The sequence below is a fragment of the Streptomyces sp. NBC_01520 genome, assembly GCF_045040375.1.
Taxonomy (GTDB): domain Bacteria; phylum Actinomycetota; class Actinomycetes; order Streptomycetales; family Streptomycetaceae; genus Streptomyces.
This window is the reverse complement of record NZ_CP109404.1, coordinates 2,224,373-2,239,699: the sequence shown is the minus strand read 5'-3', so window position 1 is coordinate 2,239,699 and position 15,327 is coordinate 2,224,373. Positions and strand designations below refer to the sequence as shown.

12 protein-coding genes and 1 pseudogene are annotated in these 15,327 nt (G+C 72.5%); 5 read left to right on the top strand and 8 right to left on the bottom strand.

Features of this window, described 5'->3' with window-relative positions; genetic code table 11:
* Positions 1-28: 28 nt before the first annotated feature.
* A complete protein-coding gene (locus OG524_RS10175; RefSeq protein ID WP_405809906.1) occupies positions 29-1,975 on the bottom strand; it encodes a hypothetical protein in 1,947 nt (648 codons plus the stop codon).
* A gap of 122 nt (positions 1,976-2,097) precedes the next feature.
* On the opposite strand from OG524_RS10175, the pseudogene OG524_RS10170 reads away from it, so the two are divergent.
* Both OG524_RS10170 and OG524_RS10165 read left to right on the top strand, forming a co-directional pair.
* Positions 2,098-2,843 (top strand): annotated as a pseudogene (locus OG524_RS10170) (class I SAM-dependent methyltransferase).
* A 62-nt stretch (positions 2,844-2,905) separates the two neighbouring features.
* A complete protein-coding gene (locus OG524_RS10165; RefSeq protein WP_405391262.1) occupies positions 2,906-3,382 on the top strand; it encodes a hypothetical protein in 477 nt (158 codons plus the stop codon).
* A 35-nt stretch (positions 3,383-3,417) separates the two neighbouring features.
* Here OG524_RS10165 and OG524_RS10160 read toward each other — a convergent pair whose 3' ends face one another.
* On the bottom strand, positions 3,418-4,902 hold the full coding sequence (locus tag OG524_RS10160) for a DUF1996 domain-containing protein (protein ID WP_405809904.1): 1,485 nt from the start codon (positions 4,900-4,902) through the stop codon (positions 3,418-3,420).
* Positions 4,903-5,039: 137 nt separating this feature from the next.
* A complete protein-coding gene (locus OG524_RS10155) occupies positions 5,040-5,594 on the bottom strand; it encodes a carboxymuconolactone decarboxylase family protein (protein WP_405391264.1) in 555 nt (184 codons plus the stop codon).
* Positions 5,595-5,663: 69 nt separating this feature from the next.
* On the opposite strand from OG524_RS10155, the gene OG524_RS10150 reads away from it, so the two are divergent.
* Positions 5,664-6,146, top strand: coding sequence for a MarR family winged helix-turn-helix transcriptional regulator (locus OG524_RS10150; protein ID WP_405391265.1), 483 nt, complete (start codon positions 5,664-5,666; stop codon positions 6,144-6,146).
* Between the two features lie 93 nt (positions 6,147-6,239).
* On the opposite strand, the gene OG524_RS10145 is transcribed toward OG524_RS10150, so the two are convergent.
* Both OG524_RS10145 and OG524_RS10140 read right to left on the bottom strand, forming a co-directional pair.
* Positions 6,240-6,887, bottom strand: coding sequence for a LuxR C-terminal-related transcriptional regulator (locus OG524_RS10145; RefSeq protein ID WP_405391266.1), 648 nt, complete (start codon positions 6,885-6,887; stop codon positions 6,240-6,242).
* Positions 6,872-8,140: a sensor histidine kinase gene (locus tag OG524_RS10140; protein ID WP_405391267.1), complete on the bottom strand. Its 1,269-nt coding sequence runs from the start codon at positions 8,138-8,140 to the stop codon at positions 6,872-6,874. The genes OG524_RS10145 and OG524_RS10140 overlap by 16 nt, the downstream gene beginning before the upstream one ends.
* A 244-nt stretch (positions 8,141-8,384) precedes the next feature.
* Here OG524_RS10140 and OG524_RS10135 point away from each other — a divergent pair, with 244 nt between their 5' ends.
* Positions 8,385-10,523 (top strand): MMPL family transporter, encoded by a 2,139-nt coding sequence (locus OG524_RS10135; protein WP_405809901.1) that lies wholly within the window; start codon positions 8,385-8,387, stop codon positions 10,521-10,523.
* A gap of 68 nt (positions 10,524-10,591) precedes the next feature.
* Here OG524_RS10135 and OG524_RS10130 read toward each other — a convergent pair whose 3' ends face one another.
* Both OG524_RS10130 and glnII read right to left on the bottom strand, forming a co-directional pair.
* The gene (locus OG524_RS10130) at positions 10,592-11,221 is read right to left on the bottom strand and encodes a winged helix-turn-helix domain-containing protein (RefSeq protein WP_405391269.1); all 630 of its coding nucleotides are present in this window, start codon (positions 11,219-11,221) and stop codon (positions 10,592-10,594) included.
* A gap of 393 nt (positions 11,222-11,614) precedes the next feature.
* Positions 11,615-12,634: a glutamine synthetase gene (glnII, locus tag OG524_RS10125; protein WP_405391270.1), complete on the bottom strand. Its 1,020-nt coding sequence runs from the start codon at positions 12,632-12,634 to the stop codon at positions 11,615-11,617.
* Between the two features lie 204 nt (positions 12,635-12,838).
* On the opposite strand from glnII, the gene OG524_RS10120 reads away from it, so the two are divergent.
* The gene (locus tag OG524_RS10120) at positions 12,839-13,768 is read left to right on the top strand and encodes a Gfo/Idh/MocA family protein (RefSeq protein ID WP_405391271.1); all 930 of its coding nucleotides are present in this window, start codon (positions 12,839-12,841) and stop codon (positions 13,766-13,768) included.
* A gap of 132 nt (positions 13,769-13,900) precedes the next feature.
* On the opposite strand, the gene OG524_RS10115 is transcribed toward OG524_RS10120, so the two are convergent.
* The gene (locus OG524_RS10115) at positions 13,901-15,310 is read right to left on the bottom strand and encodes a PLP-dependent aminotransferase family protein (protein ID WP_405391272.1); all 1,410 of its coding nucleotides are present in this window, start codon (positions 15,308-15,310) and stop codon (positions 13,901-13,903) included.
* Positions 15,311-15,327 lie beyond the last annotated feature (17 nt).

The following is a 15,327-nucleotide window of genomic DNA, read 5'->3' as shown; positions in this document are numbered from 1 at the left end:
GGCCGCAGGCCGTCCGGCCGCCGTCCGGTCAGCGCAGCGCCCCCACCCGGCTGCCGTCCGCCAGCAGTCCGTCGAGCCGGGCCCGGTCACCCGCCCGGGCCCGCACCGCCAGCAGCCGCCCGTCCGCGCGCCCCTCGACACCGCCCGTCGCCGACAGGGACGCGAACTGCCGGGAGCCCGCCGCGAGTACGTACCACCGCCCGCCGTCCGACTTCCACAGCACACCCGCCAGCACCCGCGGTCTGCGTATCCCGCAGTCCGGCGAGCCCTCGGCACGGGCCGCGACCGCGCCCGGCGCTCCGGCGCCGCCCGACAGCCCGGGCGGCGCCTGGAACTGCGCCAGCACCCTGCTTCCCGTACCCCGCCAGGTCTCCGCCCGGGTGCAGAGCCACAGCGCGTCCCCGTCGCCCTCGGGCAGCGGCTGCCTCGCGTACGGCCAGGAGTTCACCGACCGGACCCCGTGGGAGCGCACCGCCGGGAGGAGGCATGCGGTGCGCGCCCAGCTCTCCCGGTCGGACCGGCCCGACACCTCGTGCGGAGCGGACGGCCTGCCGGAGGTGAGGTGCGCCGGAGCGAGCTCGCCGAGGTCCGTCAGCAGCCGCGCCGCCGTGCCGTCCCGCACCTCCAGGGCCTGCCAGGAGCGGCAGTCCGCCCCGCCGCCCGGAGCGGTCAGCGCGTCCGTCACCCCGTGATGGTCGCGGCGCAGCGGCCGTGCCGGGCCATGGGGTGCCAGCAGGTCCCGCACCAGGACCTCGCGTGCCCACGGAGCGGTCAGATAGCGGATCCGGCCCTTCCGGCGCTGTACGACCAGGGCGCTCGCCGCCACCGCGTCCGCACCGTCCACCCGGGCGAAGTCGAGCGCGGCGCCGCCCGCCGGGTCGGCATTGCGGGGCTCGGCGTAGCGCACGACACGCAGCCCGTCGTGGAACAGCACCACCACCGCACTGCCGGACTCGCCCGCGTACAACAGCTGCGGCGGGCCCATCGGCGGGCCGACCGGTGTCCCGGGCGTCGCCGACGAGGTCACCCCGGGACCGGGCCGCGCCCACACGGCGAGGGCGCGGCCCAGCAGCCCGGTGTCCTCGGTCCGGTCGCCCCGCGTGGGCCAGGCACCGAAGCCGGTACGGTCCGCGCTCCGCCAGAAACCGGCCGGTACCCGGCGCAACATGCCCGGATCCAGGGCCTGTTCGGCGGCGGGGTTACGGGAGTACGGCGGCGCCGCCGCGCCGTGGGGCCCGCCCAGGCCGTCCCCCGGCATCAGCAGCAGCGTCCCGCACACCAGGAGGGCGCCGAGCCCGGCGAGAACGGTCCGCCCGCGCCTCCTGCGGCGCGGCAGATCGGCCGGCCGGGCCTGCAGCGAACACGGATCGAATTCCGGTGAGGCAAGCAGGGCATGCGGCGCGGTGATCCCGTCGGCCTCCAGCAGCGCCGCCTCCGGGTCCGCGACGCCCGCTGCGGCAAGGACCCGGCACACCTCGTCGTCCGCGAGGCCTTCGAGACCCCGCAGCACATGGGCGGCCCGGCAGGGTCCCGACACCTCGGACAGCGCCTGCTCCAGGGCCAGTTCGTCCGCACCGCAGGAGTGCGGGAAGAGCCGCAGCCCCCACACCTGGGGGAGCAGGGGCGGCAGCTGCCCCCGCCGCGGCCGGGCGAACCGCCACAGGGGGAGCCCGGCCTCCAGGGCGGAACGCACCACTCGGAGCCGTACGTACGCGTAGGCGCACCCCGGATCCGCCGGGGCAGCCGGGGGCACGGCCGCCTGTTCCGTGGTGTGCCCGCGGGGCAGGGACCGCTGGGCGAGCCAGTGCGCGGTCAGCACACGGCGGTTGCGGCCGAGTGAGGACGGCAGGACGAGATACCCGATCCGCACCAGCCGCGCGTAGTGCTCGGTGACGGCGGCCTCGGCCCGCTCCGCGTCGGCCTGCTCCGCGAGGGGGCGGCCGGCGGACGACGGTACTGCTCGCAGTGGGGGCACGTTCAGCAGAACGAGGGAATGGTGCGATGGTCACTTTGGCGCGCCCCGGGGTGCACGCCTCCCGGGGCCGGATTCTTGCCACGACCGGCTCACCTCGGCGCCCGGGCAGCGATGACGGGGGGATGACGACCACCTCGCGCGCCCGGTCCTTCGACGCTGCCGCGGCCGTCTACGCGGCCAACCGCCCCTCCTACCCGCCCGCCCTCATGGACGCGATCGAGGAGCTGGCCGGATTCGGCCTGGAAGGCGCCCGGGTCGCGGACGTCGGGGCGGGTACGGGCCTCGGCACCGCCCTGCTGCACGCCCGCGGCGCCCGGGTGACGGCCGTCGAGCCCGGTGACGGCATGGCCGCGGAGTTCCGCAGGGCCCTGCCCGTGTGCCGCTCGTGCGGGGCGACGGCAACCACCTGCCGCTGCGCTCCGGTTCCACCGACCTGGTGACGTACGCCCAGGCCTGGCACTGGACCGACCCGGACCGGTCCGTACCGGAGGTGCGGCGGGTGCTGCGGCCGGGCGGTGCGCTCGCCCTCTGGTGGAACGACTCCGACGCGGACGTCCCGTGGATCGCCGCACAGGACGCCCGGGTGAGGCGCTTCTTCGGGGCCGAGGAAACGGAGCCCGACGAGGGGGGCTTCACGCGCGGACTGCCCGCCGGACTCGACTTCACCACCCGGCGGCTGTGGTGGAGCCGGCACGTGCCGCTCGACGCGCACCTGGCCAACATCGGCAGCCACTCCGCCTTCCTCGTCATCGGACAGGACGCGGCCCGCGGCTTCCTCGCCCCGGAACGCGAGCTGCTCGCCGGGCTCTTCCCGGACGGTGTGGTCGAGGAGTCCTACGCGGTGAGCCTGGCCGTCGCACGCTGCTGAACCGTCCGCGGCAATCCGTGGTTTCCCCGCGCCGGGCGGGACCCACGGGGCACGATGGCCGCATGGTGAAGCAGCTGGAGTGGCGACGAGGACACGGCCTCAGGGCCGCCGCAGCCGTACTTGCCGGGCTGGCCCTGCTCACCGCGTGCGGCGGGGGAGCGGACGGCGACGACAGGCCCGCCGTGCCGCCGACCGCGACCGGAACCCTGGAACAGCTGGCGTCGAAGGCGGCATGCGAGCCGAATCTGCAGACCGACGCCCAGGAGATCCGGCAGGCCAGCTGCACGACGGGCGACGGCCGTTATGTGCTGGCCACCTTCGCCACCGACCGCGGCCAGCGGGAGTGGATCAACGAGGCCAACGACTACGGCGGCTCGTACCTGGTCGGCCGGAAGTGGGTCGCGGTCGGTGACGCGAAGGTGGTCGCGGCGCTGCGCGGCCGGCTCGGGGGGACGGTGGAGACCGCCTCGCCGCACCACTCGGGAAACAGTGGGGGTGGGGGGAGCGAGGACGGGCACTCCGGTCACCACGGGAGCTGACCGCGCAGGCAGGAGGGACGGGTGTCAGGGCCGCGTCAGCGGCACCTGCGCCCGCCGTTGACGCAGCTCACCACCCTCTTCATCACCTGGTCGTCGAAGACGTTGATGAAGTCGCCGTGATCGGTCCCGGGTTTGTGCAGCTGTTCCGGGAAGGAGTCGACGGCGAAGCCGGGGCCCGGCGGGACGTCGTACACGATGCGCTGCACCAGCTGCGGAATGGCCCTGAAGCCGTTAGGGCAGCGCCCGTCGTCCTGGGCGAAGGCCACATGGGTGCGGTGGTTCGCACTGTCCGTGTTCCGGCCGTCCCAGCAGCTCTGGAAGGCGAAGGAACGCACCACCTGGCTGCCTTCCGGGCAGATCGGATACTTGTCCTTCAGCTGCCTGTCCTCGAATCCGGTGCAGCTCCAGGAGGCGTTGGCGTTGGCGTCGCCATTGGTGAACGCCTTGGCGTCACCGGTGATGATCCGCAGGAAGCGCGGCATGGCCGTAACCTTCCCGGCCGGGGAACCGACGAATTTCAGCGTGACCTGCGACGGGGTCTGGATCTCCCCGGCGTTCTGGTCCTTCCCGCCGCCGTCGGCATCCACGTCGTTCTCGTCCTGTCCGTTCTGCAGGCGCAGTACCGGCCAGTAGTACGTGGATCTGTCGCCCTGATTCCGGCAGGTCGTCTCACCGCCGGCCAGATCGTCGTCACTGGAGAATGCGTCGGTGGCCTGATTCCCGATGTAATCGTGCATATGGTGAGCGCCGTTGCTCACACCGGGTGCGGCGATGACATTGTCCGGATTGAATTTGCCGTTCTCATTACGGCCGCAGTCGGTGGAGAACGTACCGCGGGAGGCGCCGCGGCGATTGCGGGGGCGGTCGGCATCGGGCTCGACGGACTGGATGTCGACGAAGTCGGAGGCTTCGGGGCCGTTGCCGCCCTGCCCCTGTCCGCCGTCCTGACCCTGGTCGGCTCCTTCCCCGGGGTTCCGGCCGCCGCCCTGCTCGCCGCCCTGGCCGCTGTCGCCGCCCTGGCCGCTCGCGTCGCCGCCGTCACCGTCGTCGGCCCGCAGGCTGCACGGGGCGAGCCCGTCCAGGTTCCGCGGCCGTTCGGCCGCGTCGCGCTCGATGGCGGTGCCGATCCGGTCGAGACTCGCCGCCCGCTTGTTCTTCAGCGGGCCGAGCACCGCGTTCTCCGCAAGATTCGGATCCCGGGCGATCTGCTCCTTCCGGTCCGCGAACTGCCGGTAGGCATCCGTGATCTGGGTATCCATGGCCGCCAGTTCGCGGTCGACCTCGGGGCGTGCCCGGCCGGGCACATCAGGAAGGGCGATTCCCGCGTCGGGGCAGTCGATGGTGGACATCTGCCGACCCGCGGTCAAGGACCGGTCAGGTGGTGAACCGGACGATCCTTCTCCCGCACTCGCGTAGACATTGACCGCGACCAGCCCACCTCCGCCCAGAACCAATGCGACCGAGGCGACAATCGCCCGATTGGCCAGTGTCGAACGTTTCTTGCGCGATGTGCGTCCCATGGAACTCCTCTGCTTCGAGGGAGAAGCGTGACGTCCCATACGGGCCGGGCGCCCGGCCCGTTCAGAACGCCGGGGAATTCGTGGGAATCTCCATGGCCGAAACGGCCCGAACGCTCGGAACGGTCAATCCCCGGTTCTCAGGCGAAGGCGGCCGGTTCGTCATCCACCGGAGCCCCGGTCATCCGGTTGGCCAGCGTCGACATCGTGTACGCGCCGATGCCGAGAACCACCTCCAGGGCGTTGCGGGTCGTGTGCCCCAGCGAGAGGAAGTCCTGCATCTCGTCCTCGCCGACCGCCCCCGCCGTCGCGAGGACCGCGAGCGTGAACCGGCGTACGCCCTCCAGCCGTTCGTCCGGCAGGGGCTGCGGATCGCCGGCGCGCAGGGCCGCGATGAGCTCCGGAGCGGCGTCGAGCGAGGTCAGTCGCGCCGTGTGGTTGGCCACGCAGATGTGACACGCGTTGCGGGTGGCCATCGTCATGACGACCACCTCGCGCGCCAGCGGGTCCAGGGTGCTCGACTCGAAAGTCGCGCCGGCCCGGAGGAACCCGTCCAGCAGCTCCGGGGAGGTGGCGAGACGGGCGACCGCGGACGGCAGGTGGCCGCCCTGCTTCTTCGCCACGGCCTCCATGGTGCGCCGGGCGGCCGGAGGTGCGGAGTGGAGGGTGTGGTCGGGGAACGCGGATGCGGGCATGGTGGGCCTCTCGCGGTAAACTCGACAACGTGATTGACGAAAAGGTAAACGAGGTTGTCGAAATGCGCAATGGCTGAGCCGGAGGAGGGACGGGCGGTGGCGGGCTTCGAGCTGCCTGTTCTGCTGTTCGCCGGATTCCGTTCGATCATCGACGACCTGCACCGCGACCTGGCCGCGCACGGGTTCCCCGAGATGCGCCCCGCGTACGGCTACGCACTCCAGGCCGTCGGGCGCGAGGGGGCGAGCGCCAGCGAGATCGGACGGCGGCTGGGGGTCTCCAAACAGGCCGCGGGCAAGACCGTCGAGAAGCTGGAGGGCTTCGGCTACGTGGAACGCGTCGACGACCCCGAGGACGGCCGGCGCAAGCTCGTCAGGCTCACCGCACGGGGTGTCGAGGTGCTGGCCAGGTCGGCAGAAGGCTTCGAACGGCTCCATGCCGAGTGGGTACGGGCCCTCGGTGCCGAGCGGGTCCGGGCACTGGAGGCCGACCTGCGCACGATGGCCCCCGCGAACGCGTTCCGGCTGGACGCGGAGAGGTGGTTCGCGGGCTGAGCGGTGCCCGGCCGACCGTCCCGCCCGCGCACCGGCGGGACGGATCGGTCCGCGCACCGGGCCACCGCCCCGCCCGTGCGCCTGCGCGGCGGATCAGCCCCGGTCGAGGTAGGCCAGCACGGCCAGCACCCGGCGGTTGTCGTCGTCCGACGGCGGCAGACCGAGCTTGCCGAAGATGTTCGACGTGTGCTTGGCCACCGCCCGCTCCGTGACCACCAGCTGCGAGGCGATCGCCACGTTCGAACGGCCCTGCGCCACCAGCTCCATGACCTCGCGCTCCCGGGGCGTGAGCCCGCCCATCGGTTTGTCCTGGGCACGCCGGGACAACAGCTGCGAGATCACCTGCGGATCCATCGCCGTACCGCCCGCGGCCACCCGGCGCACCGCGTCGATGAACTGGTCCGCGTCGAACACCCGGTCCTTCAGCAGATAGCCGATCCCGCCGTTGCCGTCGGCCAGCAACTCCCGTGCGTACAACTGCTCCACGTGCTGCGACAGGACGAGCACCGGCAGCCCGGGCCGGCTGCGCCGGGCCGCCAGGGCGCACTGCAGGCCCTCGTCCGTGTGGGACGGCGGGAGCCGGACGTCGACCACGGCGACGTCCGGCTCCAACTCGGCCAGGGCCCTGGTCAGTTCGGGCCCGGTCTCCACTGCTGCCGCGACCTCGAAATCATAGGCCTCGAGCATCCGCACCAGACCGTCGCGGAGCAGGAAGAGATCTTCGGCTAGGACAACGCGCAAGGGATCTCCATGGTCACCATGGTGGGACCGCCCGCAGGGCTGCTGACGGCCAGTACGCCGTCGAATGTACCCAGTCGGCGTTCGATCCCGCTCAGTCCCGAGCCGGCCCCGATCGCCGCACCGCCCCTGCCGTTGTCCGTGACGGAGATCCGCAGCATGCCCTCGGCGTGGTGCATGTCCACCCAGACGCGGTCGGCGTCCGCGTGCTTCACCACGTTCGTCAGTGTCTCGCTGACGGCGAAGTACGCGGCCGACTCGACGGATGCCTCGGCCCGGCCCGTGAGTTCCACGCCCACCTCGGACTCCACCGGCAGCCGCAGCGCCAGGGCCCGCACCGCGTCGCCCAGCCCACGCTCCGCGAGGACCGGCGGATGGATGCCCCGTACGAGGTCGCGCAGCTCCGTGAGCGCCTCGGCGGAGGAGGCGCGGGCCATGGCCAGCAGCTTCTTCGCCTGCGCCGGGTCCTTCTCGACGAGCGCCTCGATCGTGCCGAGATTCATGCCCATGGCGACCAGCCGGGCCTGCGCCCCGTCGTGCAGATCCCGCTCGATGCGGCGCAGTTCGGAGGCCGCCGTGTCGACCGCCTCGTGCCGCGTCTCGGTGAGCCGGTCGATCCGCAGCGCCAGTTCCTGCTCCTGCGTGGGTGCCAGCACCGACCGGGCGAGCACGAAGTGCAGCCGCAGCAGCGGCCGGCTCGCCCACAGGCCGACGTGGAAGAGCACGATGCCGAGCGCCGCGGCGGCCAGCCCCGTCGCCTGGCTGCTGACCGGCACGAAGCCGTACCAGTACGTGCTGTCCTCGAACACCCGCCACAGCCCCGCCGCCAGGACGAGACCTTCCACCGGGTAGACCATCAGCGCGAAGGAGACGGCCAGCAGCAGGTAGCCGCCCGTCATGTCGACCAGCAGCCACCTCAGGTCCCGCCAGGTCGCCGGGTCCTTCAGCAGCAGCGCCGTGCGCTCCACCTGCCCGGTGAAACCGGTGCGCAGATCCGGCGGGAAGGGCCGGTAGGCGATCGGGATGCGGACGTCCGACCAGGCCACCGCGAGCAGCCGGCGCCGGTTGACGTGCTTGCGCACCTCCTCCAGCACCCACGGGGTGGTGACCAGACCCACGCCCAGCAGGACGAAGGTGACGGAGAACACCGCCAGCACGAACAGGGTGACCGAGCCCACGATGCTCGCGAACGACAGGACGAACGACCTTCCGGCGGCCAGCAGCCCTTCGCGTACCCGGCTCTTCGTCGCAGTCATACCGTCTCTCCCCTCGCCGGACCCCCGTCGGATCCTGTCCGGTGAACAGTGTCGCCCGCCGTGTGCGGCGGGCGTCAGCCGTTCCGCCACCCGGCCGGGGTGCACCTGGCACCACCTCCAGGGCTCGCCCTGTGCCTCCCCGGGGAGGGGGTCCCGGCGGCTGGGGCGGCCGGCCTCCGCTTCCTAGATTCGTAGGTGCCTCGTCCGAGGCGTTTCCGAGTCATATCCCAGGGGGCGAAACCGCATGAGACGCAACCTCGCGGCACGCATCGGTGTGTGGAGCGCACACCACCGAAAGACGGCCGTTCTCGGCTGGTTGCTCTTCGTCGTGCTCGCCACGGGCATCGGCGGGGCGTCCGGCATGGTCGAGATGTCCACGTCGGAGAACGGCGCCGGCGACTCCGCGCGGGCCGAGAAGATCCTCGACGACGCCGGACTGGGCCACCCCGCAGGTGAGCTGGTCATGGTGTCCGCCGCCCGCCCCGACGGCTGGCGCACCGCGGCCGGTGAGCTCGCCGCCGCACTGAACGCGACCGGAGAGGTGCGCGGTCTCGCGGACCCGGTCGTGTCGAAGGACGGCAAGGAGGCGCTGATCACCTTCGGGATGAAGGGCGAAGCGGCCACCGCCGCCGACCGGGTGCAGCCGGTCCTGGACGCGGTCTCCGGGGTCCGGGAGGCACGGACGGACGTCGAGATCCACCAGTTCGGCGAGGCCAGCGCAGGCAAGTGGCTCGGTGATCTGCTCTCCGAGGACTTCAGGAAGGCCGAATTCACCGCCGTACCCCTGGCGCTGGGCATCCTGCTGGTCGCCTTCGGCGCCGTCGTGGCCGCGCTGCTGCCGGTCGGTCTCGCGCTGACCGCCTGCATGGCCGCGTTCGGTCTGCTGTCGCTCGCCAGCCACCAACTGCACCTCTTCCAGACCACGTACTCCGTGATGTTCCTGATGGGCTTCGCCGTCGGCGTCGACTACTGCCTCTTCTACCTGCGGCGCGAACGCGACGAGCGGGCGGCGGGACGCGACGCCGAGACCGCGCTGCGCATCGCGGCGGCCACCTCCGGCCGGGCCGTACTCGTCTCCGGGCTCACCGTGATGGTGGCGATGGCCGGCATGTTCCTGTCCGGGCTGCTGCTGTTCAAGGGCTTCGCGCTCGCCACGATCATCGTCGTGTTCATCGCGATGCTGGGCTCCGTGACCGTGCTGCCCGCGCTGCTGTCCTGGCTCGGCGACCGCATCGACGCGGGCCGCGTACCGCTCCTGAACCGCCGCGGCAAGCGGGGCACGAAGCCGAGCGGCGGCATGGCCGGTACCGTCCTCAGGCCCGTCCTGGCCGCACCGAAGCTCTTCGCCCTCGGCTCCGTCGTCGTGCTGCTCGCCCTGGCCGCGCCCGCACTCGGGATGAAGACCGAACAGCTCGGCCTGGAGAAGCAGTTCGGCTCCGAATCGCCGCTCGCGACCGCCCACCGCGCCATCTCCGAGAGCTTCCCCGGCGGCCCCGACCCGGCCCGCGTCGTGGTCCGGGCGGACGACATCGGCGCACCGGAGATCCGTACGGCCCTCGGCACCTTCGACCGGGTCACCGTCCACACGGCACAGGACATCGCTGAGATCGAGGTCCCGCTGCCCCACGGCAAGGACGACCTGGCCGAACTGCGCGAGAACCGGGTGCCGGACGCCTTCGACGGCACGGGCGCCGAGGCCTACGTCACCGGTGAGCTCGCCTCGTCCTTCGACTTCAACGACCAGCTGAAGCGAGGCATCGTCCCCGTCTTCGCGTTCATCACCGCCGTGACCTTCCTGCTGATGCTGTTCTGCTTCCGCAGCTACGTCATCGCGGTGACGTCCATCCTGCTCAACCTGCTCTCCGTCGCCGCCGCGTACGGGGTGATGACCGCAGTCTTCCAGCACGGCTGGGGCGCCGAGCTGATCGGCTCGGAGGGCGTCGGCGCGATCGAGTCCTGGATGCCCCTGTTCGTCCTCGTCGTCCTGTTCGGCCTGTCGATGGACTACCACGTGTTCGTGGTCTCCCGGATCCGTGAGGCCCGGGACAGCGGCCTGGACACCCGGGCGGCGATCGACACGGGCATCCGGCGCACCGCCGGAGCGGTGACCGGCGCCGCGGCGATCATGGTGGCCGTCTTCGCGGTCTTCGGGACCCTGTCCATGCAGGACATGCAGCAGATGGGCGTCGGCCTCGCCGTCGCGGTACTGCTGGACGCCACGGTCGTACGGATGGTCCTGCTGCCCTCCGTCATGGCAATGCTGGGCGAGCGGAACTGGCGGGTGCCGCGCCTGCTCTCCCGGCTGCCGAGCCTGGAGCACAGCGAGCCCGCCACGACGGACACGACCGGTACGGAGCCGGTTCCGGCGGGATCACGCGGCTGACGCGGAACCACCCCGGAACGGCAGGAGGCCCCGGGACCCGGGGCCTCCTTCGTGTCCGCAACGCAGGATCAGGGGGCGTACTTGTAGCCCACACGCCGGACGGTCTGGATCGAGCGGCGGTGCTCCGCGCCCAACTTGCGGCGCAGCCGGGCGACATGGACGTCGACGGTGCGCCCGTCGCCCACGTGCCCGTAACCCCAGACCGTCGTCACCAGCTGATCACGGGTGTGCACCCGGTGCGGGTGCGCCACCAGGTGGGCCAGCAGCTCGAACTCGAGGTACGTGAGGTCGAGCACGACACCGTCCACGGCGGCGGTGCGCCGGGTCGAGTCGATCCGTACGGGACCGCCCGCCGGGGCCTCGGGGGCCGGCTCCGGCACGAGCTGCCGGTCCTGGGCGGTGGCCACGGCCCCGGCGAGAGCCAGCTGCTGGTCGGCGGGGACGAGCACCAGGTAGCCGACCATCGGCGGCCGGCCCGGCAGCACCGGCAGCGTGTGCTGCGGAGCGGGCAGCCAGGTGGCACCCGGTGGCAGGAAGCCGACCACGTCGGTCAGGTCGGCGACCTCGTCACGGTCGACGGCGCGCAGCCGGGGGCGGTTCGGGGACAGGGTGGTGCGGGCGGTGGTGGTGGCCGCAGCGGACACCGCGGACGCCGCGGTGGCGGCGGACGCGGTGGAGAAGGTGCGAGTGTTCGCCATGAGGGTCAGCTCTTTCGCGCGAGAAGTCGTCGAGGGACGTACGTCGTGCGCGCGGGCCGAAGGCCGGGGGTGAGGCGGCTTTAGAGGGCCTGCGCGTTCCACGCGCGGCAACACACCCGGTCGAAGTCATGATGCTGACGAGAGGGCCAGAACGGCTCGAGGTCGCTGCGACCCGACGAGGTGTGCTGGAAGCTGGCCATGTCCCCATTGAAGCAGAGATTGCGGCTGTGCATCAGAGTCCTCTCACCCGTCGATACGGTCCCGCCGAGTTACCTTCCTCACCTGCCACTTGCTCACCCGTGGCCACTCGGCCCACAGGGCACCCCACACCGAACAGTGAGGGCGCCCACCGTGGCCGGTGGGCGCCCTCACTGATGGACCGGGTGTCGCGGGTCAGACCTGGTCGGCCTTCTCCAGCGCGGTGCAGCAGGTGTCGACGATCAGCCGCGTGACGACGTACGGGTCGACGTTGGCGTTCGGGCGACGGTCCTCGATGTAGCCCTTCTGGTCCTGCTCGACCTGCCACGGGATACGGACCGAGGCGCCGCGGTTGGAGACGCCGTAGCTGTACTCGTTCCACGGGGCGGTCTCGTGCAGGCCGGTCAGACGGTCGTCGATGCCCGCGCCGTAGTTCTTGACGTGGTCCATCGGCTTCGAGCCCTCACCGAGCGACTCGGCGGCGGTGATGATCGCCTCGTAGCCCTCGCGCATCGCCTTCGTGGAGAAGTTGGTGTGCGCGCCCGCGCCGTTCCAGTCGCCCTTGACCGGCTTCGGGTCCAGCGTCGCGGAGACGTTGAAGTCCTCGGCGGTGCGGTACAGCAGCCAGCGCGCGATCCACAGGTGGTCGGAGACCTCCAGCGGGGAGACCGGTCCGACCTGGAACTCCCACTGGCCGGGCATGACCTCGGCGTTGATGCCGGAGATGGCCAGGCCCGCCTTCAGGCAGTTGTCGAGGTGCTTCTCGACGATGTCGCGGCCGAAGATCTCGTCCGAGCCCACACCGCAGTAGTAGCCGCCCTGCGCGGCCGGGAAGCCGCCCTCGGGGAAGCCCAGCGGACGGTGGCCGTCGAAGAAGGTGTACTCCTGCTCGATGCCGAAGATCGGCTCCTGGCCCTCGAACCGCTCGGCGACCGGGCGGAGATCGGCGCGGGTGTTGGACTCGTGCGGCGTCATGTCGATGTTGAAGACCTCGCACAGGACGAGGACGTCGTCACCGCCACGGATCGGGTCCGGACACGAGAAGACCGGCTTCAGAACCCGGTCGGAGGCGTGGCCCTCGGCCTGGTTGGTGCTCGAACCGTCGAAGCCCCAGATGGGCAGCTCCGCGCCATCGGTCATTATCTTCGTCTTGGAGCGAAGCTTGGCGGTCGGCTCGGTGCCGTCGATCCAGATGTACTCAGCCTTGAACGTCACGGACGCCATCCTTTGCGGGTGCTGCGGTCTATGGTGCGCAGCTTGGCAAGACGCGATTTCCCGTCCGTTGCCCGAATGTGAACCCCGTGTTACCGAGGTTTCCCCGGGGTGTCGGACGGCAGGTCCCCGCAGTCCCGGGGCGTCTCACCCTGCGGCGCACTGGATACGGTCCGCGCCGGAACCCGGCCGGGGGACACTGGCGGCATGACCACACCCGCCGCCTCCCGCACCCCGATACGGATCGGCCTCGTCGGCGCCGGCCCCTGGGCCCGTATGACCCACGCCCCCGCTCTCGCGGCCCACCCCGATGCCGAGCTGAGCGGGGTCTGGGGCCGCAGGCCCGAGGCCGCGGACGCGCTCGCCGCCGCACACGGCACCCGGGCGTACACGGGCGACGCGGGCATCGACGCGCTCCTTGCCGTCAGCGACGCGGTGGCCTTCGCCGTACCGCCGGACATCCAGGCGCCGCTGGCCGCGCGGGCCGCCGCCGCCGGATGCCACCTCCTGATGGACAAGCCGGTCGCGACGACGGTGGCGGGCGCGCGCGAGGTGGCCGAGGCCGCCGAGCGGGCCCAGGTCGCCTCCGTGGTCTTCTGCACGCTCCGGTTCGCGCCCGGGACAGCCGGATGGATCGCCGAACAGGCCGCGTCGGGGGGCTGGTTCACGGCCCGCGCGCAGTGGATCGGGGCGCTGTACGCCCCGGGCACGAGCAACGAGTTCGCCGCCTCGCCCTGGCGCCGCGAGAAGGGGGCGCTGTGGGACGTCGGCCCGCACGCGCTCTCCGTGCTGATCCCGGTGCTGGGTGACGTGACTGAGGTGACGGCGGCCCGCGGCCCGGCCGACGCCACGCATCTGCTGCTCAGGCACACCTCCGGCGCGTCCAGCACGGTGACGCTCGCGCTGGACGCACCGGTGGGCGCGACGGGGACGGAGGTCGAATTCAGGGGCGAGCGGGGGAGGAGCCTCCTGCCCGCGGGCTACGACGACGCCCTCGCCGCGTTCCGGGTGGCGCTGGACGCGCTGATCGACGCGGCGCGTACGGGAGTGGCGCACCCCTGCGACGTACGGTTCGGGCTGCGGCTCACGGAGCTGCTGGCGCAGGCCGAGGCGGCCCTGGGACCGGTGCGGGCCTGAGACCCGGCCCCCGTCCTTCCGGCCGATGCTCCTCCTGTCCCGGCCGGATGCGCGCGAGGCGCTGCGGCAGTGCGGTGCGCGTGTCCTCGCGTACGGGTGACGGGCCGCTTCGTTCCGACGGACGTCCGCGTGTCACTCCGGAGGCAGCGCCCGGCACAGCGCCTCCAGGGCCGGCGCGTACGCGTGCTCGGCCGGGGTCGCGTACCCCACGACCAGCCCGTCCCGCGCGGCCCCGGCGGTGACGGCGGCCGGATGCAGATACCCGGCGAGCCCCTCCACCGCCAGCCCCTGCCAGGCGGCGGCCCGCACCACGGAACGCTCCGTGCCACGCGGCAGTTCCAGCACGGCGTGCAGCCCCGCGGCGATCCCGGACACCCTGACCTGCGGGGCGCACCGCTCCAGCGCCGCCACGAGCTGATCGCGGCGCCGCCGGTGCCGCTGCCGCATCCGGCGCACCTGACGGTCGTACGCCCCCGACCCGACGAAGTCCGCGAGGGTCAACTGCTCCGTGGCGCTCGACCACTGCTCCCGCTCGCCCTTCGCCGCGAGGACACCGTCCACCAGCCGTTCGGGCAGCACCATCCAGCCGATCCGCAGCGTCGGCGAGAGGCTCTTGCTCACGGAACCCAGCAGCACCACGTGCTCCGGATCGAGCCCCTGCACGGCGCCCACCGGCTGCCGGTCGTAGCGGAACTCCCCGTCGTAGTCGTCCTCCACGACCAGGCCACCCGTCGCCCGCGCCCAGTCGACGACGGCCGCACGGCGCTCCGGGTGCAGCGGGCCACCCGTCGGGAACTGGTGCGCCGGGGTGAGCAGCACCGCACGCTCGGCCCGCCCCAACTCCCGTACCAACGCCCCGTCCCCGTCGACGGCGACCGGCCGCGTCCGGACCCCCCGGCCGCCCAGCAGCTCCCGGTGGAAGGGCAGTCCGTACGCCTCCACGGCCCACGGACCGCCCACCACCTCGGCCAGCAGCCGCAGCGCGTGCGCGGCGCCCGAGCAGAGCACGATCCGCTCGGCCGAGGTCCGCACACCGCGCACCCGGGCCAGATAGCCGGCCAGCGCCTCCCGGAGCTCCGGCCGCCCCCGTGGATCACCGGGCCCGAACGCGTCGTGCGGGGCCCGGGTCAGCGCCCGCCGGGCCGAGGCCACCCAGGCGCTCCGGGGGAAGGCGGACGGGTCGGGCTTCCCCTGCACCAGATCGTGGACCGGGCGGGTGGCCCGTTCCGGGGTGCGCCGCCGATGGGCGCGGGCGAGCGGGGCGGCCCGCTCCGCGACCCGGGTGCCCGAACCCTGGCGGGCGGCCAGCCAGCCCTCGGCGACGAGTTCGGCGTAGGCGTCGGCCACCGTGTTGCGGGCCAGCCCGAGGTCGGCGGCGAGCGAACGGTACGGCGGCAGCCGGGTCCCCGGAGCGAGCCGTCCGCTCCGGACCGCGTCGCGCAGCGCCCGCATCAGGACGGCCCGCCGATTGCCCGTGCCGGAGAGCTCCAACGGCAGGTCACTGCCCAGGATCTCCGCGGAATTGACCCATGAATCCGTCACTGGAATGCACCCTGTCG